At 72.0% G+C, this 23,250-nt stretch carries 25 protein-coding genes and 2 pseudogenes; 14 read left to right on the top strand and 13 right to left on the bottom strand.

What is annotated here, in order from left to right; all coding sequences use genetic code 11:
- Window positions 1-37 precede the first annotated feature (37 nt).
- Together BX285_RS17120 and BX285_RS17115 are read right to left on the bottom strand one after the other, a co-directional pair.
- Window positions 38-871 (bottom strand): ABC transporter permease, encoded by an 834-nt coding sequence (locus BX285_RS17120; RefSeq protein ID WP_097238772.1) that lies wholly within the window; start codon window positions 869-871, stop codon window positions 38-40.
- Window positions 871-1,842, bottom strand: a complete 972-nt coding sequence (locus tag BX285_RS17115; protein ID WP_121175575.1) for an ATP-binding cassette domain-containing protein — start codon at window positions 1,840-1,842, stop codon at window positions 871-873. Before BX285_RS17115 ends, BX285_RS17120 begins: the two co-directional genes overlap by 1 nt.
- A 104-nt stretch (window positions 1,843-1,946) precedes the next feature.
- On the opposite strand from BX285_RS17115, the gene BX285_RS17110 reads away from it, so the two are divergent.
- Complete coding sequence (locus tag BX285_RS17110) at window positions 1,947-2,732, top strand: TetR/AcrR family transcriptional regulator (protein WP_310794217.1); 786 nt, start codon at window positions 1,947-1,949, stop codon at window positions 2,730-2,732.
- A 132-nt stretch (window positions 2,733-2,864) separates the two neighbouring features.
- Entirely contained in the window at window positions 2,865-3,290 is a 426-nt protein-coding gene (locus BX285_RS17105) for an ML domain-containing protein (protein WP_097238769.1), read from the top strand.
- A gap of 32 nt (window positions 3,291-3,322) precedes the next feature.
- Here the strand turns inward: BX285_RS17105 and BX285_RS17100 are convergent, their stop codons facing one another.
- On the bottom strand, window positions 3,323-4,717 hold the full coding sequence (locus tag BX285_RS17100) for a pyridoxal-phosphate dependent enzyme (RefSeq protein WP_121175573.1): 1,395 nt from the start codon (window positions 4,715-4,717) through the stop codon (window positions 3,323-3,325).
- Between the two features lie 190 nt (window positions 4,718-4,907).
- Here BX285_RS17100 and BX285_RS17095 point away from each other — a divergent pair, with 190 nt between their 5' ends.
- Window positions 4,908-5,318 (top strand): RidA family protein, encoded by a 411-nt coding sequence (locus BX285_RS17095; RefSeq protein WP_121175572.1) that lies wholly within the window; start codon window positions 4,908-4,910, stop codon window positions 5,316-5,318.
- A 153-nt stretch (window positions 5,319-5,471) separates the two neighbouring features.
- Here the strand turns inward: BX285_RS17095 and BX285_RS17090 are convergent, their stop codons facing one another.
- Genes BX285_RS17090 through BX285_RS17080 form a run of 3 tightly spaced genes read right to left on the bottom strand, consistent with a single transcriptional unit; the run spans window position 5,472 to window position 6,854 of the window.
- Window positions 5,472-6,206, bottom strand: a complete 735-nt coding sequence (locus tag BX285_RS17090; protein WP_121175571.1) for a hypothetical protein — start codon at window positions 6,204-6,206, stop codon at window positions 5,472-5,474.
- Between the two features lie 13 nt (window positions 6,207-6,219).
- Window positions 6,220-6,441 carry a hypothetical protein gene (locus tag BX285_RS17085; protein ID WP_121175570.1) on the bottom strand — a complete coding sequence of 74 codons (222 nt, stop codon included), beginning with the start codon at window positions 6,439-6,441 and terminating at the stop codon, window positions 6,220-6,222.
- A complete protein-coding gene (locus BX285_RS17080) occupies window positions 6,438-6,854 on the bottom strand; it encodes an ATP-binding protein (RefSeq protein ID WP_121175569.1) in 417 nt (138 codons plus the stop codon). Before BX285_RS17080 ends, BX285_RS17085 begins: the two co-directional genes overlap by 4 nt.
- Window positions 6,855-7,024: 170 nt before the next feature.
- Here BX285_RS17080 and BX285_RS17075 point away from each other — a divergent pair, with 170 nt between their 5' ends.
- The 3 genes from BX285_RS17075 (at window position 7,025) to BX285_RS17065 (ending at window position 8,660) form a co-directional block, all read left to right on the top strand.
- On the top strand, window positions 7,025-7,885 hold the full coding sequence (locus tag BX285_RS17075; protein WP_121175568.1) for a helix-turn-helix transcriptional regulator: 861 nt from the start codon (window positions 7,025-7,027) through the stop codon (window positions 7,883-7,885).
- Window positions 7,882-8,115: a DUF397 domain-containing protein gene (locus BX285_RS17070; RefSeq protein ID WP_121175567.1), complete on the top strand. Its 234-nt coding sequence runs from the start codon at window positions 7,882-7,884 to the stop codon at window positions 8,113-8,115. Before BX285_RS17075 ends, BX285_RS17070 begins: the two co-directional genes overlap by 4 nt.
- Before the next feature lie 152 nt (window positions 8,116-8,267).
- The gene (locus BX285_RS17065; protein ID WP_147465175.1) at window positions 8,268-8,660 is read left to right on the top strand and encodes a hypothetical protein; all 393 of its coding nucleotides are present in this window, start codon (window positions 8,268-8,270) and stop codon (window positions 8,658-8,660) included.
- A gap of 109 nt (window positions 8,661-8,769) precedes the next feature.
- Here the strand turns inward: BX285_RS17065 and BX285_RS17060 are convergent, their stop codons facing one another.
- Window positions 8,770-9,780, bottom strand: coding sequence for a hypothetical protein (locus BX285_RS17060; RefSeq protein ID WP_121175565.1), 1,011 nt, complete (start codon window positions 9,778-9,780; stop codon window positions 8,770-8,772).
- A 116-nt stretch (window positions 9,781-9,896) separates the two neighbouring features.
- On the opposite strand from BX285_RS17060, the gene BX285_RS17055 reads away from it, so the two are divergent.
- Together BX285_RS17055 and BX285_RS17050 are read left to right on the top strand one after the other, a co-directional pair.
- Window positions 9,897-10,553, top strand: a complete 657-nt coding sequence (locus tag BX285_RS17055; protein WP_121175564.1) for a TetR/AcrR family transcriptional regulator — start codon at window positions 9,897-9,899, stop codon at window positions 10,551-10,553.
- Between the two features lie 160 nt (window positions 10,554-10,713).
- Window positions 10,714-10,986 (top strand): annotated as a pseudogene (locus BX285_RS17050) (transposase); the annotation flags it as partial.
- Here BX285_RS17050 and BX285_RS17045 read toward each other — a convergent pair.
- A pseudogene (locus BX285_RS17045) lies at window positions 10,979-11,464 on the bottom strand (hypothetical protein). The pseudogenes BX285_RS17050 and BX285_RS17045 sit on opposite strands and share 8 nt — an antisense overlap.
- 436 nt (window positions 11,465-11,900) lie before the next feature.
- Here BX285_RS17045 and BX285_RS17040 point away from each other — a divergent pair.
- The 3 genes from BX285_RS17040 (at window position 11,901) to BX285_RS17025 (ending at window position 14,965) form a co-directional block, all read left to right on the top strand.
- Window positions 11,901-12,470 (top strand): DUF1707 domain-containing protein, encoded by a 570-nt coding sequence (locus BX285_RS17040; RefSeq protein ID WP_097238757.1) that lies wholly within the window; start codon window positions 11,901-11,903, stop codon window positions 12,468-12,470.
- A 795-nt stretch (window positions 12,471-13,265) separates the two neighbouring features.
- On the top strand, window positions 13,266-14,411 hold the full coding sequence (locus BX285_RS17030) for a serine hydrolase (RefSeq protein ID WP_121175562.1): 1,146 nt from the start codon (window positions 13,266-13,268) through the stop codon (window positions 14,409-14,411).
- Window positions 14,408-14,965, top strand: a complete 558-nt coding sequence (locus tag BX285_RS17025) for a hypothetical protein (RefSeq protein WP_121175561.1) — start codon at window positions 14,408-14,410, stop codon at window positions 14,963-14,965. The genes BX285_RS17030 and BX285_RS17025 overlap by 4 nt, the downstream gene beginning before the upstream one ends.
- A gap of 67 nt (window positions 14,966-15,032) precedes the next feature.
- Here the strand turns inward: BX285_RS17025 and BX285_RS17020 are convergent, their stop codons facing one another.
- Window positions 15,033-16,445, bottom strand: a complete 1,413-nt coding sequence (locus BX285_RS17020; protein WP_121175560.1) for an alpha/beta fold hydrolase — start codon at window positions 16,443-16,445, stop codon at window positions 15,033-15,035.
- A 185-nt stretch (window positions 16,446-16,630) separates the two neighbouring features.
- On the opposite strand from BX285_RS17020, the gene BX285_RS17015 reads away from it, so the two are divergent.
- Complete coding sequence (locus tag BX285_RS17015; protein ID WP_121175559.1) at window positions 16,631-17,620, top strand: helix-turn-helix domain-containing protein; 990 nt, start codon at window positions 16,631-16,633, stop codon at window positions 17,618-17,620.
- 103 nt (window positions 17,621-17,723) lie between these two features.
- On the opposite strand, the gene BX285_RS17010 is transcribed toward BX285_RS17015, so the two are convergent.
- Window positions 17,724-18,533, bottom strand: a complete 810-nt coding sequence (locus BX285_RS17010; RefSeq protein WP_097238751.1) for an alpha/beta fold hydrolase — start codon at window positions 18,531-18,533, stop codon at window positions 17,724-17,726.
- A gap of 166 nt (window positions 18,534-18,699) precedes the next feature.
- Here BX285_RS17010 and BX285_RS17005 point away from each other — a divergent pair, with 166 nt between their 5' ends.
- Entirely contained in the window at window positions 18,700-19,221 is a 522-nt protein-coding gene (locus BX285_RS17005) for an N-acetyltransferase (protein ID WP_097238750.1), read from the top strand.
- A gap of 22 nt (window positions 19,222-19,243) precedes the next feature.
- On the opposite strand, the gene BX285_RS38425 is transcribed toward BX285_RS17005, so the two are convergent.
- Window positions 19,244-19,378, bottom strand: coding sequence for a hypothetical protein (locus tag BX285_RS38425; protein ID WP_259470555.1), 135 nt, complete (start codon window positions 19,376-19,378; stop codon window positions 19,244-19,246).
- A 7-nt stretch (window positions 19,379-19,385) separates the two neighbouring features.
- On the bottom strand, window positions 19,386-20,906 hold the full coding sequence (locus tag BX285_RS17000; protein ID WP_097238749.1) for a PQQ-binding-like beta-propeller repeat protein: 1,521 nt from the start codon (window positions 20,904-20,906) through the stop codon (window positions 19,386-19,388).
- 431 nt (window positions 20,907-21,337) lie between these two features.
- Here BX285_RS17000 and BX285_RS16995 point away from each other — a divergent pair, with 431 nt between their 5' ends.
- A complete protein-coding gene (locus BX285_RS16995) occupies window positions 21,338-22,027 on the top strand; it encodes an alpha/beta hydrolase (protein WP_097238748.1) in 690 nt (229 codons plus the stop codon).
- Window positions 22,028-22,252: 225 nt separating this feature from the next.
- Here BX285_RS16995 and BX285_RS16990 read toward each other — a convergent pair whose 3' ends face one another.
- Window positions 22,253-23,230 carry a LysR family transcriptional regulator gene (locus BX285_RS16990; protein WP_097238747.1) on the bottom strand — a complete coding sequence of 326 codons (978 nt, stop codon included), beginning with the start codon at window positions 23,228-23,230 and terminating at the stop codon, window positions 22,253-22,255.
- Between the last annotated feature and the right edge of the window lie 20 nt (window positions 23,231-23,250).

The following is a 23,250-nucleotide window of genomic DNA, read 5'->3' as shown; positions in this document are numbered from 1 at the left end:
GACCAGCCGGACCAGCCGGACCAGCCGGACCAGCGGGTCACCGCCCGTGCGTGGCGAACTTCCGTACGGCCAGCGGCCCGCAGACCGCGAGCAGAAGTCCGCTCCAGAGCAGCGTGGCCAGGACGGCGTGCTGCATCGGCCAGGCGGCGCCGGGTGCGGACGGGTTGCCGAAGAGCCCGCGGGCGGCCTCGACGACGGAGCTGATCGGGTTCCAGTCGGCGACCGTCCGCAGCCAGCCGGGCATGCCGCCGGTGGGCACGTACGCGTTGGTGACCATCGCCAACGGGAAGACCACAACGGAGAGTTGGCCGGCTGCCTCCTCCTTGCCGACGGCCAGGCCGAGCAGCGTGCCGAGCCAGGTCATCACGAACCGGAACAGCAGCAGCAGCGCGAACGCCCCCAGCGCGTCGGCGACTCCGTGCCGGGCGCGCCAGCCGGCGGCGAGTCCGACCAGGGCGAGCAGGGCCAGGACGACCACGCTGACCAGCAGGTCGGCGAGGGTCTGCCCGAGCAGCAGCCCGGTACGCGAGACCGGCATGGAGCGCAGCCGGTCGGTGACCCCGCGCCCGACGTCCCGGGCGGCGCCGACCATGGTGGGCATGACGCCGTTGGTGGCGACCATGGCGAACAGCCCGGGCATCAGGAACTCCCGGTAGTCACCGCCGCCCGGTACCTGCATGGCACTGCCGAAGACGTACCCGAAGACCACGACCATGACCACCGGGACGCCCAGCGAGGCGGCCAACAGGCCCGGCGAGTGGCGGTAGTTGAGCAGAACGCGGAGCATCGACGTCCAGGTGTCGGAGGCCAGCCGTCCCCCGACCGAGGGGCGCCCGGCGCCGTACGCGGCGGTTTTGACGGTGTTGGCCATCAGGCGGCCCTCCCCATCGCAGCGGCGGACTCCTTGGTCAGCGCGAGGAACACGTCGTCCAGCGAGGGCGCCCGCACCGCGACGTCCTCCGCCAGGACGCCTGCGCCGTCCAACTCCCTCACCAGCGAGGGCAGCTGGACGGACACCCCGGGCACCGTCAGCACCGTGACGGTGCGCTCGGCCACGTCCACCTGCGCGTCGCCGCCGGTCAGGGCGGACAACACCACCGCGGTGGAGGCGAGTTGGTCCGGGTTGGCCAGGGTGACGGAGACCTGGCTGCCGATCGCCGCCTTGAGCCGGTCGGGCGGGCCGGTGGCGATGGCGGCGCCGTGGTCGACGACCACGATCTCGTCGGCGAGCCGGTCGGCCTCCTCCAGGTACTGGGTGGTGAGCAGCACGGTGGTGCCGCCGTCCGCCAACTCCTTGACGGTGTCCCAGATCTCCAGTCGGCTGCGCGGGTCGAGCCCAGTGGTGGGCTCGTCCAGGAAGAGCACGGGCGGGCTGGTGACGAGGCTGGCGATGAGGTCGAGGCGTCGGCGCATGCCGCCGGAGTAGGTGCGGACCAGCCGGTCCCCGGCGTCGGCGAGGCCGAAGCGGGTGAGCAGTTCTTCGGCGCGCTGCCGGGCCCGGCGGGCGCCGAGGCGGTGCAGCCGGCCGAAGAGGTGGAGGTTGTCGCGGCCGGTGATGCCCTCGTCCAGGGCGGCGTGCTGCCCGGCGAGGCCGATCGCCCGCCGGACCTCCTCGGGGTGGCGGACGGCATCGTGCCCGGCGACCCGAACGGCGCCCCGGTCGGGGGCGATGAGGGTGGCGAGAACGCGCACGGCGGTGGTCTTGCCGGCGCCGTTGGGGCCGAGGAGGCCGCAGACGGTGCCGGTGGGGACGGCGAGGTCGAGGCCGCGCAGGGCCTCCGTGGCACCGAACCGTTTCTCCACACCCGCCATCTCGATGGCCGGTCGACTGGCTTCGGACATGGCTGATCCCTCTCTCTAGGTACAGCGTACGTAGAAGCGCGCGCAAGCGCATCCTACTACGTACGCCGTACGTATCTAAGATGGGGAACCGAGGTGATCTTCCAGTGCCGTCCAGCAAGCCCAGCCCGTCCGGCAAGCCCGGCCCGTCCGGCCCGTCCAACGAGCCCCGCCCGTCCAGCCCCTCCGCCAGGCCCACGCCCCCCGAGGCGCCCGAACTGATCTGGCTGCGCCCCGAGCGCACCGGCCGCGGACCGCGCCCGGCCCACAGCCGCGAATCGATCGCCGCCGCGGCGATCGCGATCGCCGACGCCGAGGGCCTGGACGCCGCCTCCATGCGCCGGGTCGCGGCCGCGCTCGGCGCGGGCACCATGTCGCTGTACAACTACGTGCCGAAGAAGGAGCACCTGCTCGACCTGATGCTCGACGCCGTCATCGGCGAGTACCGGCTTCCGGCCGAGCCGAGCGGCGACGTCCGGGCCGACCTCACCCGCCTCGCCCACGAGCAGCTGGCCATCCTCCGCCGCCACCCCTGGGTGCCCGCCGTGGTCCTGGCCCGCCCCGGCATCGGCCCCAACGCCCTGCGCTACACCGACCACTTCCTCGCCGTCACCGCCCCCACCGGCCTCGACGGCGCTGCCCGGATGGAGGCGATGTCCCTGTTCAACGGCTTCCTCACCCAGTACGCGCAGTACGAGCAGACGGCGGCCGCGGGCGCCAAGTGGCAGGCGGAGCTGGTCGGTTACCTCACCCAGGCGGCGACGAGCGGCGAATACCCGCACCTGGCCCAGGCATTCGCCACCTCGGGGCCGCCCGCCGACCCGGACCGGACCTTCGACCGCGTCCTGGAACGGGTCATCTCCGCCGTCCTGGCCTCGGCGGCGGGGCACTGAGGGCAGGGGCTCGGGGGGTTGATCACCCGTCCGAGTGGTTTGAGGGGCGCGCCACCGGAACCCCAGAGGCTTGGCACGCCAGACTGAGCCGCTGTTGCAGAGATCAACTCCCCTCACCCATGGAGGCTTTCGATGGCCGGCTGGGACTACTCCGACGTCGGGCTGCCGACGGACCCGCTACAGATCACCAGCATCACCGTCACCCCGGACCCACCCCTCCCGGGTAAGACCAACGTCTTCACCATCAACGCCACCGCCCAGGAAGAGATTCAGGACGGTGCCTACCTCGACGTCGTCATCAAGCTGGGCCTGATCAAGCTGATGGCCAAGAAGTTCGACCTCCTCGCCGAACTGCGCGGCGAGGGCAGCCTCCAACTGGCCTGCAGCACCAGCGACGGCAAGAGCCCGATCCCGAAGGGCCCCACGACGCTGACCCTCACCCTGGACCTGTCGAGGGAGACACCGCGGGCGAAGTTCAGCATCAACGTCCGGGGCTACACGGTGGACGACGACGACCTGCTGGGACTCGACGTCAAGGTCGACTTCCTGACCGCCTGACCGCCTGACCCGCGACGCCGCAGGACGCGTCTCTATCCGACGGCCAGAGCCGCCCTCGGCAGCACCGCCGCGACCCGTCCGTCCACCAGCACCGCCACCCCGGGCCGTGCCTCCCCCAGCGCCGCCCGCGCCTCGGCCGGCGACTGCCCGACACCCACCGTCGGCAGCGCCGGCCCGAGCAGCGCACCGCCCACCGGGTCCCCCAGCGGGTCGCCCGGCTTTGCGGAGCCGTCCGTGAGCGCCGCCGCCAGCTCCGCCCGCTCCACCGAGCCGACCACCTCCGCCGCGGCCACCCCGAACGGCCGCGAGGCCCGCGCGAGCACGACCGGCGCCAGCCCGCCCGGCGCGTCGCGCAGCGCCTCCAGCGCCTCGCCGACGGTCGCCCCGGCGTCCACGGCCACCAACCGGCCCCCGTCGAGCAGGCCCCGCAGGCTCTCTCCCTCCTCTTCCAGGAACCCCCACTGCCGCATCCAGGCGTCGCTGTGCACCTTCGACAGGTACGAACGCCCCGAGTCCGGCAGCAGCACCACGACCAGGTCCTCCGGCCCGAGCTCCCGCGCCACCCGCAGCGCCGCCGCCACCGCCGTCCCGGAGGACGGACCGGCCAGGATGCCCTCCTCCCGCGCCAGCCGGCGCGCGGTCAGCAGCGATTCACGGTCCGGAATCCGCTCGAAGGCGTCGACCACCTCCGACCGGTAGGCCTGCGGCCAGCGGTCCTCGACGGTCTCGGGGTGCAGGAAGTGCCCGATGCTCTCGACGTACCAGGGGCTCCCGTCGCCGCCCCCGTACATCGAGGACTCCGGGTCCGCGCCGACGACCCTCACCGCACCGCCCGAGGCCTCCTTCAGGTACGAGCCGGTGCCGGTGACGGTGCCGCCGGTTCCGACCCCCGCGACGAAGTGGGTGATCCTCCCCTCGGTCTGCTCCCAGATCTCGGGGCCGGTGGTTCGCACATGGGCATCGGGGTTGGCCAGGTTGTCGTACTGGTTGGCCAGCCAGGCGCCGGGGATCTCCTCCTCCAGCCGCCGGACCAGGTTGAACAGGTGCTGCGGGTCCTCCTGCGGCACGGAGGTCGTCGCGTGCACCACCTCCGCGCCGTACGCCCGCAGGATGTCGGACTTCTCCGCCGACGACTTGTCGGACACCCCGACGATCACCCGGTACCCGCGCTGCCGCCCGACGATGGTCAGGCCGATGCCGGTGTTCCCGGAGGTCGCCTCGATGATCGTCCCGCCGGGCTTCAGCAGACCGTCCCGCTCGGCGGCCAGGATCATGGAGAGCGCGGCGCGGTCCTTGACGCTGCCGCCGATGTTGAGGAATTCGGCCTTGGCATAGATCGGCGCGGCGCTGTCCGCGCCCAGCCGGGCGAGGCGGAACAGCGGCGTCCCGCCGATCCCGTCGAGAACGGATTCGTGAACTGCGGCCATCTGGCGGCCCCTTTCGCTAGTCGTCCGCCCCAGACTGCCCAGGCCGGCGGCCCGTTATTGAGGCTTCGCCACATTGTCGGTGGCGGCAGGTCGCGGGAATGAATCACAGGACCTCGTGGCTGTCGGATCACGTCGGGGTGATCACAGTGCCCCGACCCCGTGTGAGCAGTCTTGAGGGAGTGTCAGCGTCATGTCCGATACACAGCCTGCCGCCGAGCGCGTGCGCGTCTCCGCGGAGCCCGACTGGTACGAGTCGGCCGGCATATCGCTCGGCGTCCGGGTCGGGAACCTGGTCTTCACCTCGGGGCAGGCGCCGATCGATGCCCAGGGCGCCACGGTCGGCGCAGGGGACTTCGAGGCGCAAGCCCGTCAGGCGCTCGCCAATCTGTCGACGGTCCTGACGAACGCAGGTTCCAGCCTGGCCGAGGTGGTCAAGGCGACGGTGTTCGTCACCGACATCACCCAGCAGGACGTCTTCGCCAAGCTGCGCGCAGAGCACTTCCCGGACAAGCCCCACCTCGCGGAGTCGTTCGTGGAGGTCTCCTCACTCGCCGACCCTGCGTGGATGATCGAGATCGAGGCCATCGGACTCGTCCGGTGATGCCGGGCGTCGACACCCGTCTCTGCCTCTGGGCGTGAACAGGGGCGCGCGGCCGCCCGTACGCGCCCCGCAGCTCAGCCGCACTCCAAGGTGCGCAACGCTGCGGCCCGCGCCCGCCCCGCCGACGGGGTGTGTGCAGAGAGTGACCGATCGTCAGATCAACGGACCGAAGACACCGCGCTCCCAGTGGCCGAGCCAGGAGGCCGTACGGGAGGGCAACTCCTCGTCCTCCGTGGACTCGTCGTAGGGGAGCATGGCGGTCGGCGCGAACCAGCCCTCGCGCGGCTCGATGCGGATCCGCAGCAGGCCGACCGGCTTGTGCTGGGACAGGCACATCCGCAGGTCTTCGGTGTGCGGGTGGTGGGTCTCGTAACGGTCGCGCACGGTACGGCAGACCGACAGGATGTTGCTGGTCGAGAGGAGCAGGTACCGGGTGCCGGGGCCGAGGTTGACGCAGAGCCGGCGGCGGGAGGTCCGGCGCTCGGCGTACGGCAGGTTCTCGTGGTGGTCGATGTGCACGCCGGGGCGCAGGCCGGACTCGGGAAGGCGGTGGGTGACGGGCTCGCCGGGCGGGTCGTCGGTCTCGCCGAGGGGGACGGGGTGGGGGTCGCCGAGCTCGCCGACCAGGGCGGCGAGGGAGTGGCGGTCGGTGACGGTGTCGGGGAGGCGGAAGAACTCGACCAGGCCGCTGTCCTGGGTGAAGATGCTCGGCGCGTACCGCTCGGGGTGGTCCTCGGGCAGCGGGGACCAGTCGCCGGCGGGCAGCACGGCACCGCTCTCGTAGCCGGGTTCGAGGTGGAGGCGCTGTCGGACGCCGCCGATCTCGCACCGGTCCAGGAAGGCGGCGGGGTCGCGGAAGGCGATCGCGGCGGGGTGGATGTTGACCATGGGTCTTCCTCGGTCAATCGTCGTGGTCGGAACGGTCGTTACGGTCGTTACGGTCGTTACGGTCGTCGTCGTTGCGGCGCGTGATGCCGGTCATGAGGGCGGCGGCCAGGGTGGTCCACCAGACGACGTCGGCGGTGGCTGGCTCGCGCGCCGGGACGAGGTCCGATGCGAAGCAGGCGAGGGCGAGGCTGGCCGCGGTGACAGCGGCCGTGGAAGAGAGCTTGATCGGGCTCAACTCCTGAGCAGGACGCGCGCCCAGACCCGCTTGCCCGCGTCACGGCGGGCGATGACGCCGAAGTCGAAGGCGAGCTGACGGACGAGTTCGATGCCGCGGCCGCCTTCGGTGAAGCGGCGGGGGCGCGACCGGCGGAGCGAGAGGTCGCCGCGCGGATCCCAGACTTCGAGGCGGCAGTCGCCGTCGAACTCCTGGAGGTAGAGGCGGACTTCGCCGTGCCCCTGACAGGCGTGCACGACGGCGTTGGTCACGAGCTCGGAGGCGATGAGGACGAGGTCGTCCACGGGTTCGCCGCTCCAGCCCCAGGAGGTCAGCTGGGCGTGGATGAGACGGCGGGCGGTACGGACCGAGGTCGAGTGCTCGGTGAGGACGGTCTCCCAGGTCTGGAGGACCGGGTTACGCATGGTGGACATGGGTCACCCCACACCTTCAGTGGCGTGTTCGTGCGGTCACGTTGAGTGTGGGGCATCTCAATTCGAACCTGCAACCCGAACGGAACAACAAATCCGTGGATCTTGAAACGAGTTGAGCCACCTGCGCATCATGGCGACACTGGACCCACACTCAGAGGGAGGGGCGCCACTTGAGCAAGGACCTGTCAGCGATCAGGCAGATCCGCCTCGGCGACGAGCTGCGAAACTGGCGGCTGTACAACAACAAGACCTTGACCGAGGTGACCGCCGGCCTGAAGGGTTGGAACGCTGCTCGCCTCAGCAGGATCGAGCGAGCCCACCAGCAGATCAGCGCATCCGACCTCAAGACACTGCTCGATCATTACGGCATCGAGGGCCAGGAGCGCGAGGATTTCGAGAGTCTGCTCAGCGACGGCCCCACGAGGCAGTGGTGGCGCAACCTCGACTTCGCGGACTCGATCACCGCCGCCTTCGCCGAGTACCTCGCGTTGGAGTCCGACGCATCTCACATGCAGGAGTACTTCCTGTCCGCGTTCCCTGGCCTTCTCCAGACCGAGGGCTACGCGAAGGAGATGATCGCAGCGGGCCTGAGTGCTCCCAACGAGGAGCAGATCGAGACCGCCGCTGAAGTCCGGATACTGCGTCAGCGTCGGCTCGCCACCGAGCCGGTACTCACCTTCGACGCATATTTCGGTGAAGTAGCCCTTCTGGTCGCCGGCGACCAGAAGGTGTTGGCTGAGCAGATTCGCCACACGATCAAGGTCGCTCAGTATCCCAACGTCACCGTGCGCATGGTCCCTCTGAGTGCAGGGCGGCAGGGCATTCTCACCTCTGGGCTCGTCCTCATGCGCTTCCCGGACGAGCCCTCCGACGGCTTCGTCTTCGTCGAAGCCGTCGGAGGTATGCTCCCGCGTAGAACGGGACGCGACGTGCGGCGAGCCGAAAGGGCATTTGCCCGCGTGAAGCGGTGCGCGCTGTCCCCGGAGGACACCATCGCAGCCCTTGAACGCAAGTTGGAAGAGTTGACGTGAGCGAAAAGCGCGACCCCTACGGCCACGATCCCGCCTCTGCCGCCTGGGTCAAGTCCCCCTTCTCTGGGGACGACAACGGCAGTTGCGTGATCATCGCGCGTTTCGACAACGGTGACGTCTGGATCGGCGACGACAAGAACCCCGACCGTCCCCACCTCGCCTTCGACCAGGCCGAATGGACCGCCTTCGTCCAGGCCATCGAAGCCCGCGACCCCCGCTTCACCGCCTGACAACCCCCGGGCGGGGGAGTGGGAAGTCGGCGGGTCCGACTTCCCACTCCCCCGCCCGGGGGGTGCCGCCCGGTCCCCGCGCATGACGCCCGCACTGCCCGCGGTACCGCAGAGTGAAGTCGACGACGCCGACGACACCGAAGTGGGCGGGCATGGCACCCCAGTTGGCACTCCGTTTGGCACCGAAGACCGCGCGCAGCGCCGTCCCCCTGGCGGGCGCCCTCGCGCTCCCCTACATCGCGCTGAAGACGTACTGGGCGGCGGGCGGCCGGGCAGGCGTGGCCGACGGCTTCGACGTGGCGGACGAGTTCGCACGCAACGGCGCGCCCACCGCCCTGGTCTGGCTGGAGCGCCACGGCGTCGACTTCACCGCCGTCCTCGCGCTGATCGGCGTCGCGCTCGCCCCGACCTGGGCCGGCACTCTGCTGATCCCGTACGGCCCGCTCACCGGCTGGGTGGCTCCGGTCGGAGCCGCCGCCTTCGTCGGCATCGGTACGGCGCTGGGCATCGCCGCATGGCCGCACCGCCCGTCGGCCGCGCGATGACCACCCGTCACCACCGTCCCGGATTCGGCGAATACCGCTTCCATCTGCTCGGGATCTGCCCTGCGGCGCAGGGCAGATCCCGAGCCGTGGTCACCGTGCGCGGGGCGTGTCACCTCCGATACCGCTGCGCCACTGCGGCGAAGGCGGCCTTGGGTTCCCATTCCATGTCGGGGTAGGTCTGTCCCCGGCGCCCTTCGAGGAGTTTGACGATGCCCAGGCCGGCCCGGTCGAGGTCGTCCCGGGGGTCGCCGTCCGGGCGGTGGGGGTAGCCGGGCAAGGCGAACAGGAACACGAACGCGCTGTCCACGCCCTCGGTCTCGAAGATCTCCAGCAGTTCGCTCAGGTATGCGGCCTGGCCGGCCTCGTCACGCTCGTACACGCCGTTCAGCCGTACCGGGGCCTTGGTCTCCGGGTCGTGCTCGACCACTTCCAGTACCCGCCCACCGCGGTCTCCCGCGCCGCGGTAGGCCGCGGTGCCGAACCCGGTGATGGCGAGTGGCTTCGGGCCCTGGGCCAGGGTGCGCACCGCTTCCCGGAACCGGTCGGCGACCTCGGCGGAGCGGATCAGCTCGAACGTCATCATGTCGAAGGGGGTCCAGTCGACCTGTTCGAACTGGATGGATGCGTAGGTGAGCTTGCCCTGGAAGTGCTCGCGGACCGTGGCCGCGGCGTCGCGGAGGAATGCGTTGATGCGCACGCCGAGTTCGCGCATCGCAACGGATCGCTGCTCGGGTCGGCTCATCAGCTGCTCGACCCGCTCCTCGGGGCTCTCTCCGGGCAGGAACCCGCGGTTCATCACGCTCAGCTCGACCCCTGCGACGAACACGACGGTGGCCCCCTGCTGCCGGAGCCGTTCCGCGCGCTCGGCGCAGTCGCGGAAGAGCGTGAGGATCTGGTCCGGATTCAGCTCCAGCGGATAGGGCGAGAACCAGACCTCCAGGCCGAGTTCGGCGGCGGCATCGGCGGCCAGTTCCATTCGGTCCGGGTCGCCGCCGATGATCTGGACCGCGTTGCAGTGCAGGTCGTCGCGGATGATGGCGAGTTCACGCCGGACCACCGCGGGGTCTAAGTGCTCGCGGGATGTCTGGCCGTGCACGACGAATCCGGTGTCGTAGGTCATTCCTCTTGCTCGCATGGCGACGTCCTCTCGGTCGGTCTCGGTCGGGTCGAGGCTGACAGGAAACTTGCGTGCGCGCAAGTTTGCGTGCACGCATCCCTGTGTGGAACGCTGTCACCGTGACGACACCACCACCAGGGCTGCGGGAGCGGAAGAAGCAGGCCACGCGCGAGGCGCTACGCGAGGCGGCCCTGCGCCTGGCTGTTGAGCGCGGACTGGACCAGGTGCGGGTCGAGGACATCGCGGGGGCGGCCGGGGTCTCGCCGCGCACCTACAACAACTACTTCGCCAGCCGCGAGCAGGCGATCGTCTCCGCTGTCACCGCGGACCGGGAGGCGCGCATCGCGGCATCCGTCGCGGCCCGGCCCGCAGGAGCCCGCCTGGCTGACGCCGTCACCGAAGCAGTGGTCGAGCAGTACACGAACACCGGTGAGCACGAACACGAGGCGCTGCTGCTGATCACCACCCAGCCCGCGCTGCGCGACGCGTTCCTCGACGCCACCGCCGGCATCGAGCCCCCTCTCACGGCGGTGATCGCCGAACGCCTGGCTGACGCCGGAGCACACACAGCCCGCGTGCTCGCGGCGAGCGTGGCCGCGGCGGTTCGCATCGCACTGGAAGGCTGGCTCCAGCCGGCCGGGAGCGCAGGGGCGGCCGGGAGTTTCTGCGCCGGAGGACTGGTCGTGCCCTCCGGCTCACTGCCCGACCAGCTCCGGACGGCACTGGCCCCGCTCGCACCCGCGTTCGACGCCGCCGAGCGACGCACCCAGCCGTGAAGTCGACCCACCTGGGGCATCCGCTGGACAGACAACCTGCCGATTCAACGTAGATGATGGTCGCCGGGCACCGAGGCGGCCGCGCTGATCGTGCCGAGCCTGGCCGGCTCCCTGCGGGCCGTCCTCGACCAGCGCAAGGTCCTGGAGAAGCGGATCCAGGCTTGCCGCCGCGACCCGCAGTTCCGGCTCCTCCATACGCGGCGAGCACCCCTCGCGCCGGGGCAACAAGCAGCTGAAACGGGCGTTCTTCCTGGCTGCGTTCGCCTCGCTCAGCGACCCGGCCTCCCGCGCCTACTACGACAAGAAGATCGGCCGAGGAAAACGGCACACCCAGGCCCTCCTCTGCCTGGCCAGACGCCGGGTCGACGTCCTGTTCGCCATGCTCCGCGACGGAACCTTCTACGAATCCCGGGTGGCGGCAGAGGTCAGCTGAACTGCGGGTCCGCCATCAGCACCACGCGATCGGCCGCGAGGTCAAACCCGAGCACCGGGTTCCCGTAGTCGCCTTCGGCGGTCATGGCCACCGGCTTGCCCAGTCGCCGACCGACCGCCGCCAGGAACCGGCACAGAGTGTCCACTCCCTCCTGGCCCTGCAGCTCGCGAAGGTCGACATCGAAGTCGATCTCCTCGGCAGACATCGGACGGAAGATCGCCAGCACGCCCGGAACCGGTCAGACCTGAAGGTTGACCGTCTCGGCGCCGGCCGGACGCGACAACACCTCCGCTGCGGGAGGCAGCGGCACGGCGACGCGGCCCTCCAAGTACTCCCACGCCCAACCGCTCGACCGGACCAGATCGAACACCGCCTGCCAGTCATCCACCGAAGTGCCTTCCACGGACACGTCCGGCAGAGCACCGATCAGGTCAGGATCGAAGAAGTTCCTGACGTCGTCCCACAGCAGATCCGGCATCCCGCCATGCTGCCCTCCAACGCCACCCGAACGCAGCCCGATTTTCCTTGACGAACCCCATAGAGGCACCCCCCGGCGAGGAGTGGGAAGTCGGACCCGCCGACTTCCCACTCCCCCGCCCGGGGGTGCTGCCCGGTCCCCGCGCAGGACGCCCGCACTGCCACCGAGCCTGCAGGGTGAAGTAAGGCCCTTCGTCGGCATCGGAACGGCAAGGCATGCCGAAGGGCGGCCCCCGCCGGTTTGCCGGGGCCGCCGAAATCACCTGTCCTGTCCGTGACTCCACGGATTCGCAGGAACCTTCCCGAGCAGCGCGCCGGCGTCAGGCCGTCCGAATCCGGTCCCGCCGCTCCGACCGCGCCTCGAACCCACCACTACCAGCGGCAAGCCGCCCGAGCGTCATAGACCACCTTCAAGCACGTGGGCTAACGTTGGTCGCATGTCGGGAGAACCGCCGGAGCTGCGAGCCTCGCACGCGGACCGGGATCAGGCCGTGGACGTCCTGCGTCTGGCCGCCGGCGACGGCCGGCTGAGTACCGATGAGCTCGAAACCCGTGTGGAAGCCGCGCTTTCGGCTCGGACCATCGGCGAACTCGCCTCGCTCACCTCTGACTTACCGGCCGCCAAGCAGGCCGAGGAGGTGCTCCACATCAACCAGCGCTTCGGCCGGTTCGAACGCACCGGCCGATGGACCGTGCCTCGGCGAATCGCGTTCGGCACCCACTTCTGCCGCGTCATCCTCGACTTCACCGAAGCAGAGATCACTCATAGCACCCTGCACATCGACATCGATGCGCAGGGCGGGAAGCTAGTCCTGGTCACCAAACCCGGCATAGTGGTGGACACCACCGAGCTCAATGTGGAGTTCGGCAAGATCAAGGTCAGGCCGCCCGTCGACTCAGGCATACCACTCCTGGTCCGTATCGAACTGGTTGGCGCGGCCCGCCACATCCGCGTTGTGGAGCAGTTCGTCACATCCGAGGTGGCGCGCAGGGCCCGGCGCACATAACGATCTACGGCAGCCGCACCTTCCCGAGCGCCGTCGTCGCTACCCCGGACGCCTGCGCATACCGGACCGGGCAGCACTCGCGGGCGTGATGTACGTGCTGCGTATCGGCGTTGCCGGCGGCGGCTCCGCCTCCACCCGGTAGGCTTCTGTTACAACTACTGGGCCCGCCAGGAGACTTCAGCACATGCGGCGGTCCAACCGGCTCGTGGGCACGGCACTTCTCCCCACGGCCGGCCTCGCGACCGCACGCACCGGCGGCGGCACCGCACCTCAGGGCGGAGACGGGCCGTGGGCCTTGAACGGGCTCGTCGCCACGTCCGCCAGTGAGCCGATCCAGCGCAGCATCGATGCGCGGCCGTCCAAGGGGGCTGCGAAGGTCCTTGGGATTGCCGGGATTTCGGGCACCGACGTGATCCTCTCGGTGAGGGACGGTGCCTGCCAGGTGGCGCTCCTGCCGGACTCCCTGACCGAGCCGACCACGACCGCTCCGACGTCGCTCGGATCACCTCGACCGACTGGCCGTACCGGATAGAAGTCAGGTGATTCGCTGCAGTTCTGGCGGGAAGCCCAGGACGCGGTGCTCGCCGTCGGCCTCCCCGAGGCCATCCATCGGCCGGCCCCGTAGCACAGCAGCTCCTGAGGAACCCTGGCCAACCCGCACACCCCTCCCGATCGCCGCCCGAGTCCGTCACACCCGCCCCACCCGCCCCGACGTGGCGAAATCCCCTCGTCACGACCGCTCCGCTCCCGTAGCGTGGTCCGGTCGATCTTGAGGTCAGAACGGGGCACCACATCATGCAGCAGTACCAGGGCTGGGCCGACGAGCGCTTCGGTGCCGTCGCCGACGTCTTCGCGCGCAACTTCGCCGAGTTCCCCGAACTGGGCGCCGCCGTCACCGTCTTCGTCGGCGGCCGCAAGGTGGTGGAGCTGTGGGGCGGCACCGCCGACGAGCGGACCGGGCGGGCCTGGACGCAGGACACCCTCGTACCCGTCTTCTCCTGCGCCAAGGGCGCGGTGAGCATCAGCGCCCACCTGCTCGCCCAGCAGGGCCGCCTGGACCTGGACGCCCCGGTCGCGCGCTACTGGCCCGAGTTCGCGCGAAGCGGCAAGCAGGAGATCACCACCCGGATGATCCTCGGCCACCGCGCGGGCATCCCGGCCCTCGACGCGGTGCTCTCCTTCGAGGAGATCGCTGCCTGGACGCCGGTGATCCGGGCGATCGAGGCGCAGCAGCCGCTCTGGGAGCCGGGGACGACGTACGAGTACCACGGCCATGTGCTCGGCTTCGCGGTCGGCGAGGTGATCCGCCGGATCACCGGCCTCACCCCGGGGGCGTTCCTGCGCAAGGAGATCGCCGAACCGCTCGGCGGACTGCCGGTCTGGATCGGCCTTCCGGAGAGCGAACTCCGGCACGTGGCCCGGCTGGTGGAAGCCGAGGGTCGTCGTCCGATGCCGGGCCCGGAGCACCTGCTGACCCGGATCGTGACGATGAACGGCGCGCTGGTCTTCCCCGGCCTGGACGTTCCGCACGGGTGGAACGACCCGGCGCTGCACGCGATCGAGCTGCCCGGCGCGGGGGCCGTCGCCTCCGCGACGGGGCTGGCCGGCCTGTACGCGGCGGCGGTGACCGGCCTGGACGGCTCGCCCCGGCTGCTCTCCCGCGAGACGGTGACCGACGCGGTGCGCGAAGTCTCCGCCGGCGCGGGCTTCCTGGGCTTCGACATGGGGGCCCGCTGGGGTTCCGGGGTGCTGCTCGACTCCCCCGCCTTCCGCAGGCTGCTCGGCGCGCGCAGCTTCGGCAATGACGGCGCCGGCGGCCAGTTCGCCTTCGGTGACGACGAGTTCGGCGTCGGCTTCGCCTACGTCGCCAACCGGATGATCGGCCACGGCGACGCCCGGGCGAACCGGCTGATCGAGGCGGTGCGCGGGTGCCTGGGGTGACGGACTTCCTCGGCCGGCTGACCGCGCTCGCCCTCACCGGCGGCCTCGGCGATCTGCGCTACGACGCCTCGCTGCCCGAACTCGCCGCCCGCTACGGCGATCCGTGGGACGGCGGGCGGGTCCACAAGGAGTCGCGCTGGCCGCACGCCTTCGGCTGGGGAGACGCCCAGACGGTGTTCTGCCGCTGCCGCCGGCTCCGCAGCCTCTCCCTGCCCACCTGGCACGGTGAGCTCGAACTCCCCGAGGGCGACGGCGGGTTCGGCACGCTGGACACCCGTGTCACCGAGTCCGCCCTGGTCGCCGCGCTCACCGCCGCCGGCTGCAGCTGGGAGACGGTGACCTACGAGAACATCCCCGGCCAGCGCACCCTGGAGGTGGCCCCGGCCGAGCAGCTGCGGGTCGCCTTCGTCCTCGTGGACCGGATCGGCCACGACGAACCGCCCCTGGGCGACTGGCTGTTGCACAAGACCGGTCTCTGGGGCTACGACCACCCCGACTGCCCCGAGCCGGACCGTACGCTGCCCGACGACGGCTGGGGCGCTGCCGAATCCTGAGCCGACGGCGGGCCGTTCCCACCCCCGTGGGGAACGGCCCGCCGCCCGGCCCGGTACGGCGAGGGCCCTACTTCAGCAGGAAGTCGTACACCGCCTGCCGCCCGGCCGGGTTCGCCGCCCGGGACTGCACCGAGTGCGCCGCCCCGGGGACGATCACGATCTGCGGGTCGTGCGCCTGCGCGGCCTCCTCGTACAGCCACTCGTACGGCGTGGAGAGGTCCCGGTCACCGCCGATCAGCAGCACCGGCACGTTGGGCAGCTTGCGGTGCGCGGGCGGCGTCGGCGGCACCGGTTCGCGCGGCCAGTCCAGGCAGACCAGCAGGCTGCCGAGCCCGGTGGCGGTCGCCGCGTCGTACGGCCAGGTCTGTTCGGTGGTCAGCCGCTGCCGGGTGCGTTCCAGTGCGGCCGCCCGGCCGGCGACCGGGGTGTCGGTGGTGCCCCACGGGAAGTGCGAGTCGGCGCACAGGGTGGCGGCGTGCAGGCCCTGGCTGAGGAATTCGGCGGGCGCGGCGTCGTTCTTGTGCACCTCGTCGATGAAGGCCTGGAGCTTGGCCGGCTGCCCGGCGGCGGCCTCGTGCAGGGCTTCCGGCACCCCGCCGTAGTCGGGGTCGGCGAACTCGTAGCTGGTGAGCGCGTCGAGGATCTGCGCCCCGTTGCCGTACCTGCGGACGGTGGCGGCGAGGTCGGCGGCCGGGTCGGTGGTGCAGCCGGTGGCCTGGCAGGCGGTGTGCAGGACGCGGGCGGTGGCGGGCAGCGCGCCCAGGTCGAGCGGGTCGAAGCCGCGTTGCGGCACCACCGAGTCGAGCACCAGCCGGGCCACGTGGGCCGGGTGGGCGAGGGCGTACCGCTCGGCGACGAAGGTGCCGTAGGAGACGCCGTCGATGGTGAGGCGGCGGTCGCCGAGGGCCTGGCGCAGGAGGTCCATGTCGCCGACGGTGTCCGCGGTGCCGTAGTGGCGGGCGTTCGGGCCGAGGGCGGCGGCGCAGTCGGCGATGGACTGCTTGCGGGGCACGGCGAGGTCGGAGGAGCCCATGTCCTCCTGCAGCCCGGGGCACTGCAACGCGCGTTCACCGGTGCCGCGCTGGTCGAACATGACCAGGCGGTAGTCCTTGAGGACGGGCGTCAGCTTGCTCGCGACCCGCCGGATCAGCGGTACGCCGGGCTGGCCGGGGCCGCCGGTGAGGAACAGCAGGTCGCCCTTGGGGGCGTCGGCGTTGCCGGTCATCGCCACGTCGAGCTGGAGGGAGCCGGGGGTGGCGCCGCTGTGGTCGAGCGGCACGGTGATGGTCCCGCAGGTGAACTCGGGCGCCCCCTGGCAGGGCGCCTGCCCGGTGATCCCGCCGGACTTCCCGGTGATCCCGCCGCCGGGCCGGGCCGCTCCTGCGGCCGGCGCCGCGACGGCGGGGGCGGCCAGGGTGGTGCCAGCGACCACCGCGACGGCGCCCAGCAGGGCGGCGACACGGCCGCGCGTGCTCGTCATGTTCGTCCTTCCGTTCGCACCGCGTCCGTGCTGACGCGGTCACGGAAAACAGCTTGAGCCGGGGCGGTCCCGAACGCGAGCATTCGTGTCAGGATTCGACCAGAGTCGAAAGGTCGGAGCCGAAAGGGCGCCGCACGGCAGTCGAATCCGGCGGTCCCCAGGCGATCTCCCACGGACAGGACGGCATGATCCGACTCACCATCGACTCGGCCGGGCTCGCCCGCACCCGCTTCGTGGTCTCACCGCTGCATGAGGCCGTCAACACCCTGATGGCCTTCTCGCTCAACTCCCGTACCGGCCCGTACGCCTGGGTCGGCCGCACCCGCCGGGTGCTGCGCCGGGAGAAGCTGGAGCTGCTGGCGGGGCTGGCTCTGGACCAGCCGGGCGGCTACATCCCGGACTTCCTCTCCCCGCACCCGGCCGGGCCGGAGCCGACGGTGGCGGAGCAGCTGGAGGCCGTCCGCCGGGCCGACCCGGAGCGGGTGCGGGCGGAGCTGGAGACCGTCCGGCACGGCCTGCCCGCCGCCAACCTGGTCGGCCGTCAGGTGCCGGACGTGGTGCTGCGCGCCGTGCAGCGCGGCCCGCGCTACTTCGCCGAGCGGGTCGCCGACGAGCTGGGCCGGTACTGGGAGGCGGCGCTCGCACCGTACTGGCCGGACGCCCGGGCGGTGCTGGACGCCGAGGTCGACGAGCGGGGCCGCTTCCTGGCCCGGTACGGGACCGGTTCGCTGTTCAACTCGCTCTCCCCGGAGCTCTCCTGGGCGGACGGGCTGATCCGGTTGGAGAGCCGCTTCGAGGTGACGATGCCGGCCCGGATGGTGCTGCTGATGCCGACGCTGGTGAGCCGGCAGATCCACGTCATCCTGGACCCGGTCGACGGCTGCCACCGGGCGCCGACCTTGATGTACCCGGTCGCCAAGCCGCCGGCCGTCCCGCGTACCCCCACTCCGGCGCTGGCCCAACTGCTCGGGCCGACCCGGGCGGACCTGCTCGCCGCCCTGGTCGACCCGACGACCACCGTCGACCTGGCAGCCCGGCACTTCCTGAGCGCGGGCACCGTCTCGTACCACCTGGGCGTGCTGCACCGCTCGGGTCTGGTCAGCCGGATGCGCAGCGGCCGGGAGGTGCTGTACCGGCGGACGCCGCGCGGCGAGGAGCTGCTGGCGACCCGCTGACGCCGCAACCGGTCCCGGGCGTTCCGTCGCGTCAGGCCGGGGCCCGCCCGCGGCTTCAGGCCGGCGCCCGCCTGCGGCTTCGGGTCGGCGCCCGCTCGCGGCTTCAGGCCAGCGCCCGCGGCAGGACCACCCGCACCCACTCCTCCGGCTGCGACAGGTGCGGGGCGTGCCCGGCGCCGACGTACAGGTGCCGCTCCGCCTTCGGCAGGGCGAGGTCGATGAGGTCCAGCACCTCCCCGAACATCGGGGCGCTGTCGTCGCTCTGCGTCAGCAGGGCCGGGTCGGGGTAGCGGGCCAGCCCGGTGAGGTCGAGGTCGAGCGCGTCCGGGTCGCGCAGCTCGTCGAGGTAGGTCGGCGCGTTGCGGATGTAGGTGTGCCGGATCGGCGCGGGCAGCTGCTCCCAGGCGCCGGGCCCGAAGGCGAGGCTGTCCACGTACAGTTCGGCGGCCGCGGCCGATTCGGCCTGTTCCAGCAGCTCACGGACGGCGGCGATCCGGTCGGCGAAGGCGGTGCCGATCGGGCGCAGGTCCGGGTCGGCGAGCAGGATGCCGGTGCCCGGCGGCTCGTGCCCGGCGATGCCGCGGAGCAGGTCGGGGCGGGCGGCGGCGAGCCGGAGCGTGACCAGCGCGCCGTAGGAGTCCCCGTAGACGAAGGCGGGCCCGAGGCCGAGCTCGTGGATCAGCCCGGCCAGGTCGGCCGCGTCCTCGTGGACCGAGCCCTGGGTGAGGGAGTCCTCGCTGCGGCTGTGTCCCCGGCGGTCGTAGGCGACGACGGTGGTGGACTCGGACAGGCCCGGCATCACCCGCGCCCAGGAGTCCCCGTCGCTCCACGAACCGTGCACCAGGACGACACCGGGGCCCTGCCCGCGGGCCTCGTAGTGCAGCGTCACCCCGTTCACGCTGATCTCGGCCATCAGAGCCTCCCGATCTCGGCGGTGCTCCCCCACCAGCCTGACACAACCGCCCGGAAGGCTCAGGTCCCGCCGGTGGGAGGCCTGCTCCCCCGTACCGGGGAGGACCGGGACGAAGATCATCCTCACGTGTGATCCCGCTGCGTCACGGCCGTGCCAGGCTCGGTGCATGCCCTACGTCGTACGCCGGATCGCCGCCGAGGAGTGGCGGGAACTCCGCGAGATCACGCTGGAGGCGCTGCAGGACTCCCCCGGCGCCTTCCACCTCTCCTATGCCGACGCCGCTGCCCGGCCCGACGGCCACTGGCAGCGGCAGGCCGCCGCCGAGGCCACGGCCGAGAACGGCTCCGCCACCCTCACGGTCCGTGACGAGGCCGGGAGCTGGGTGGGAATCGCGGGGGTCGAACCCGTCCCCGACGTCCCCGACACCGTGTGCGTCCGCTCCGTCTACGTCGCCCCGGCCCACCGCGGCGCCGCCGGCCCCGCCGTCGACCTCGTGCACGCGACGATCCGCCACGCGCGGGACCACACGGACGCACGGTGGCTGACCCTAGGAGTCAACGAGAGCAACGGGCGGGCGCTGGCCTTCTACCGGCGGCTGGGCTTCGAGGACACCGGCAAGGTGATCCCTTACGTCCGGAACCCGGCCGAGCGGGTCTTCATCCTGGGCTACCCGGACTTCCGGTCCTGACCCGTCCTCGCGTCACCCGGCGTCACCAGATCACCCGCGTCACCAGGTCACCCGGCGCCACCAGATCACCCAGCGCCACCGCGTCACCCGGCGTCACCTGGTCACCCGGCGCCACCGCGTCACCCGGCGTCACCAGATCACCCGGCACCACCGGCAACGGGCCCTCAGCCCATCCCGCGCACCGGCGGCTCGTCCCGCGTCCCGTCCTCCGCCACCACCGCGAACCGGTCCGGCCCCGCGACCGACAGGTCCACCGGGTAGAGCGAGGACGTGCCGTTCACGTCCAGCTCGGCGCTGCGCCGTCCGGTCGCCGCGTCGACCCGGACGATCCGGCCGCGCGTCATCGCCCACACCGAGCTCCCGTCCACCACCAGGCCGGTCACCTGGTCGTCCAGCCCCGCCGTCCACCGCTGCCCGCCGTCGGCGAGCGAGTACGCCACGAGGCGGCCGGTGGCGCTGCGGCTCGGGTGCTTGCCGCCGCTGATGGTGACGTCGCCGGGCTTCTCGCCCGGCACGATGAACAGGTCGCCGACGACCACTCCGCCGAACAGCGGCCGGGCGTCGAACTCGTCGAAGGCGTGCAGCCCGCCCAGCATCACGTCCAGGTCGTACTCCTCGCCGGAGACCGGGATCGACGCCCGCTGCCGCCCGTCCCGGTCGTAGCCGAGCACCGCGTGCGTCCCGCGCTCGCCCTGGGCGTCGACCCAGACCGCGAGCGGGTCGACCGACACCACGGCGAGGTTCTTCAGGCCGCCGTCCGCCGGCAGGGCGATCCGCGACCGCTCCTGCCCGTCGACGGCCGCCAGCGACCGCAGCACGGGCGGCGCGGCGCCGCACTGCGCGACCGTCACCACGTCCTGCGCCCCGCCCGCGACCTGCAGCGGGGCGCAGCCGGGGTCGGCCGTACCGCGCCACAGGTCCGCGCCGTCCGCCAGGCGGACCGCCCGCCAGCCGTCCTTCTCCTGCAGGACGGCCTGCGGCCCGGCGACGGCGACCACGTCCGGCGCCGCCGAGTCCCCGTCCCGGGCGGGCGTGTCCACGGCGGCGGTCCAGCCCTCCTTGCCGTCGGTGAGGCCGAGTGCGGTCACCGCCGCGCACGGCTTGTCGTGCGGCGAGTGGCCGATCAGCCCGATCCCGCCGGCCTCGCCCTGCCCCGTCCCCCGGCTCATCGCGCACACCGAGTCCTGCCCGGGCGGGGTCCACCGCCACACCACGGCGCCGGTGGCGCTCCGGTACGCCACCACCAGGTCGGGCCGGACCCGCACCACCAGGTCCCCGGCCGTCCAGCTGCCCAGCGCGCGGGTCGTGGACGGCCGGTCCAGCGGTGCCGTCCAGGTGTCGTTGACGCCGTCCCCGGCGAAGCAGAGGAAGATCCCCAGCCCGAGCAGTGCTCCCACGGCGGCCGACGGAAACCCGACCCGGGGGTGAATCAAAGCCCAGACGAAGCCCGCACCGCAGGGCATCAGCCCGAGGATGCTGATGATGCCCATGAACGCGAGGCTGTCGCCGCCGAACCCGTTCGCCGGCCCGAACAGCACCGCCAGCCCCATGCTGACGAACATGGCCCCCAGCACCCCGCCGGAGACCACCATCCAGGTCTCCTTGTCCCAGGCGAACCTGTTGCCCCAGGCGAACCTGGCCCTCCACCCCGCCCGGACGACACTGTCCTCGGGCCCACCGGCCATGCCCGTCTCTCCCCTGCGACGCGTCGCCCACCGCAACGAGGCGACGATCTTCGGATCGTCGCAGAGCCCGCCATGATCCGAAACAAAGAGCAGGGAAAACCCCAGCCATCACCTGCACATGAAAGGCCCAAGGTGGGGTGATCCGCACGAATCCCCACTCCGCCCGCGCAGCTCCGCCGGCGCTCCTACCAACGAAAACGGGCCAATCTTGGCCCCTCAGCCTGGGCCGCCCAACCCGCTGGACTGCCGCGCTCCGCAGCCGAGGAGAGTCCGCCATCAGCGACCCTGCCCGCCGCCTGACCCGACCGCGCGCACCCGGGGAACCCGCTGGATCCCCTGGTCACCGACCGGGTCCCCTGGCCCCGGCCGGCGCACCGCGCCCCGTCGCCGGAACCGTAGAATCCGCCTGTACACATCAGGGAGGATTTCGCGTGTTCCGAGCGCAGCGTCCGCGCACCGCAGAGTTGACCCCCCGGCAGGGGGACGGGCCCGTCAACGGCGTCGCCCTGCTGCTACCGGGCGGGTTCATCCGGAGCCACAGCGGACCGCTGAAGGTCGCCGAACGCGGCCTGCGCGACCTCGCCGTCGAACTCACCGACCGCGGCCGACCGCACGGCACCGCCGTCCACCTGCTGCGCTACCGGTACAGCGGCTGGAACGGCGCGGACGCCGACACCGCCGTCGACACCCGGTGGGCGCTCGACGAACTCGCCCGCCGGTACGGCGACGTACCGGTGGTCCTGATCGGCAACTCGCTCGGCGGGCGCGCCGCGTTCTGGTGCGCCGGGCACCCGTCCGTCGTCGGCGTCGCCGGGATCGCCCCCTGGCTGCCCAGCGGCGACGCGGTCGACCAGCTGGCCGGGCGGCGGGTCCTGATCGTCCACGGCACCGGCGACCACAGCGCGGCCAACGCCACCCAGTCCCTGGAGTACGGGCTGCGCGCCCGCGAGGTCGTCCCGGACCTCGCCCGCTACGAGGCCCCGGGCGCCAACCACTACCTGCTCCGCGAGGCCCGCGACATCAGCGCGCTCACCACCGCCTTCACCCTCGCCGCCCTCGGCGCCGAACCCGCCCCGCTCGCGACGGGCAGCGTCTGCACTCGCCTCCCCGTCCGGGTCTGACCCACCCCGACTCCCGGGCCTCCCCTGCCGATCGGCAGGGGAGGCCCGCCGCATTTCCCGCCGGATTCCTGCCGATCGGCACATACGCAACCGCCCCCCGAACCCCCACCCTTGACACCACCAAGCCCAGTCAAGGAGCCCCCATCATGCGCCCTACCCCCACCCCCACTCCCCGCCTCTCAGCCCACCACCACCGGCCGACGCATCACCTCCTCCAGCCAGCCATCACCCCACCCCAGCACCCCCGTCGCGGCCGCCACCCACCACTCTCCACCCCTCCCCCTCTCCACCCACCGGCCCCAACGCCGCCGGAGGCGCGGGCGGGTTCACCTTCGCCTGCTCCGCGAGGAGGTCCGCGAAGGCGACCGTGAGCGGGTCGGGCCGGGTGCGGGTGTAGGCGGTGAGGGTGCGACGGATCGGCGGGTCCGGGCGGAGCAGGGCGCCGTCGAAGTGCGGCGGCACGATGTTGGCGGGCACCAGGGCGGGGCCCAACCCTGCCGCGGCCAACAGCGGTGCGGCGGAGGTCTGTTCGGCGCGGACGGCCGCGCGGGGCTGGAATCCGGCCCGGGCACCGACGCGGTCGAGCAGGTCTGCGAGGCCGTTGTCGGGGGCGTAGTGGACCCAGTCCCGGTCCGCGAGCCGGGCCGGATCCACCGTGCCGCCGGGGCTGTCGGCCAGCGGGTCGTCCGCGGGCAGGACGATCACGAACTCCTCGACCCCGAGTTCGCGGATCGGCCCCTCCCAGCCGGTCGGGGCAGGGCCGATGGCGACGTCGGCGCGGCCCGCGCTCATCGCGGCCTGGAGGCGATCGGCGTGCGGGTACTCGCGCAGTCGGATCCGCACGCCGGGGTGCCGGCGCCGCCAGGCCCGCAGCACGGGCGGCAGGATGCCGAGGCTGACGGAGTAGACGGCCGCGACCTCCAGCTCGCCCTCCTCCAGCCCCGCCGTACGCCGGGCCACGGTGCGCAGGCGTTCCGCTTCGGCGAGCGCGGCACGGGCGTGCGGCAGCACCGCCCGCCCCATCGGGGTGAGCCGTACCGTGCGCGGCAGGCGTTCCAGCAACGGGCCACCGACGGCCTTCTCCAGGGCCCGGATCTGGTGGGAGAGCGCGGGCTGGGTGACGTGCAGCTGCTCGGCCGCGCGTGTGAAGGAGCCGGTGTCGACCACCGTGACCAGGTATTCGAGCTGCCTGAGCGTTGCCATGAACACATTTTATCGTCGGC

The sequence above is a fragment of the Streptomyces sp. 1114.5 genome (assembly GCF_003635085.1).
GTDB lineage: Bacteria > Actinomycetota > Actinomycetes > Streptomycetales > Streptomycetaceae > Kitasatospora.
Note: the sequence above shows the minus strand (reverse complement) of the source record. Positions and strands in the feature narration are given on the sequence as shown.

Coding starts and splice junctions, on each gene's coding strand:
- BX285_RS17105 (WP_097238769.1), top strand. CDS start 2,865: ATGGCCGGCTGGGACTACTCCGACGTCGGGCTGCCGACGGACCCGCTA.
- BX285_RS16990 (WP_097238747.1), bottom strand. CDS start 23,230: ATGGCAACGCTCAGGCAGCTCGAATACCTGGTCACGGTGGTCGACACC.
- BX285_RS17120 (WP_097238772.1), bottom strand. CDS start 871: ATGGCCAACACCGTCAAAACCGCCGCGTACGGCGCCGGGCGCCCCTCG.
- BX285_RS17115 (WP_121175575.1), bottom strand. CDS start 1,842: ATGTCCGAAGCCAGTCGACCGGCCATCGAGATGGCGGGTGTGGAGAAA.
- BX285_RS17005 (WP_097238750.1), top strand. CDS start 18,700: ATGCCCTACGTCGTACGCCGGATCGCCGCCGAGGAGTGGCGGGAACTC.
- BX285_RS17095 (WP_121175572.1), top strand. CDS start 4,908: ATGTCCGATACACAGCCTGCCGCCGAGCGCGTGCGCGTCTCCGCGGAG.
- BX285_RS17060 (WP_121175565.1), bottom strand. CDS start 9,780: ATGACCTACGACACCGGATTCGTCGTGCACGGCCAGACATCCCGCGAG.
- BX285_RS17040 (WP_097238757.1), top strand. CDS start 11,901: ATGTCGGGAGAACCGCCGGAGCTGCGAGCCTCGCACGCGGACCGGGAT.
- BX285_RS17010 (WP_097238751.1), bottom strand. CDS start 18,533: ATGGCCGAGATCAGCGTGAACGGGGTGACGCTGCACTACGAGGCCCGC.
- BX285_RS17015 (WP_121175559.1), top strand. CDS start 16,631: ATGATCCGACTCACCATCGACTCGGCCGGGCTCGCCCGCACCCGCTTC.
- BX285_RS17000 (WP_097238749.1), bottom strand. CDS start 20,906: ATGGCCGGTGGGCCCGAGGACAGTGTCGTCCGGGCGGGGTGGAGGGCC.
- BX285_RS17090 (WP_121175571.1), bottom strand. CDS start 6,206: ATGGTCAACATCCACCCCGCCGCGATCGCCTTCCGCGACCCCGCCGCC.
- BX285_RS17020 (WP_121175560.1), bottom strand. CDS start 16,445: ATGACGAGCACGCGCGGCCGTGTCGCCGCCCTGCTGGGCGCCGTCGCG.
- BX285_RS17030 (WP_121175562.1), top strand. CDS start 13,266: ATGCAGCAGTACCAGGGCTGGGCCGACGAGCGCTTCGGTGCCGTCGCC.
- BX285_RS17080 (WP_121175569.1), bottom strand. CDS start 6,854: ATGTCCACCATGCGTAACCCGGTCCTCCAGACCTGGGAGACCGTCCTC.
- BX285_RS17065 (WP_147465175.1), top strand. CDS start 8,268: ATGGCACCCCAGTTGGCACTCCGTTTGGCACCGAAGACCGCGCGCAGC.
- BX285_RS17100 (WP_121175573.1), bottom strand. CDS start 4,717: ATGGCCGCAGTTCACGAATCCGTTCTCGACGGGATCGGCGGGACGCCG.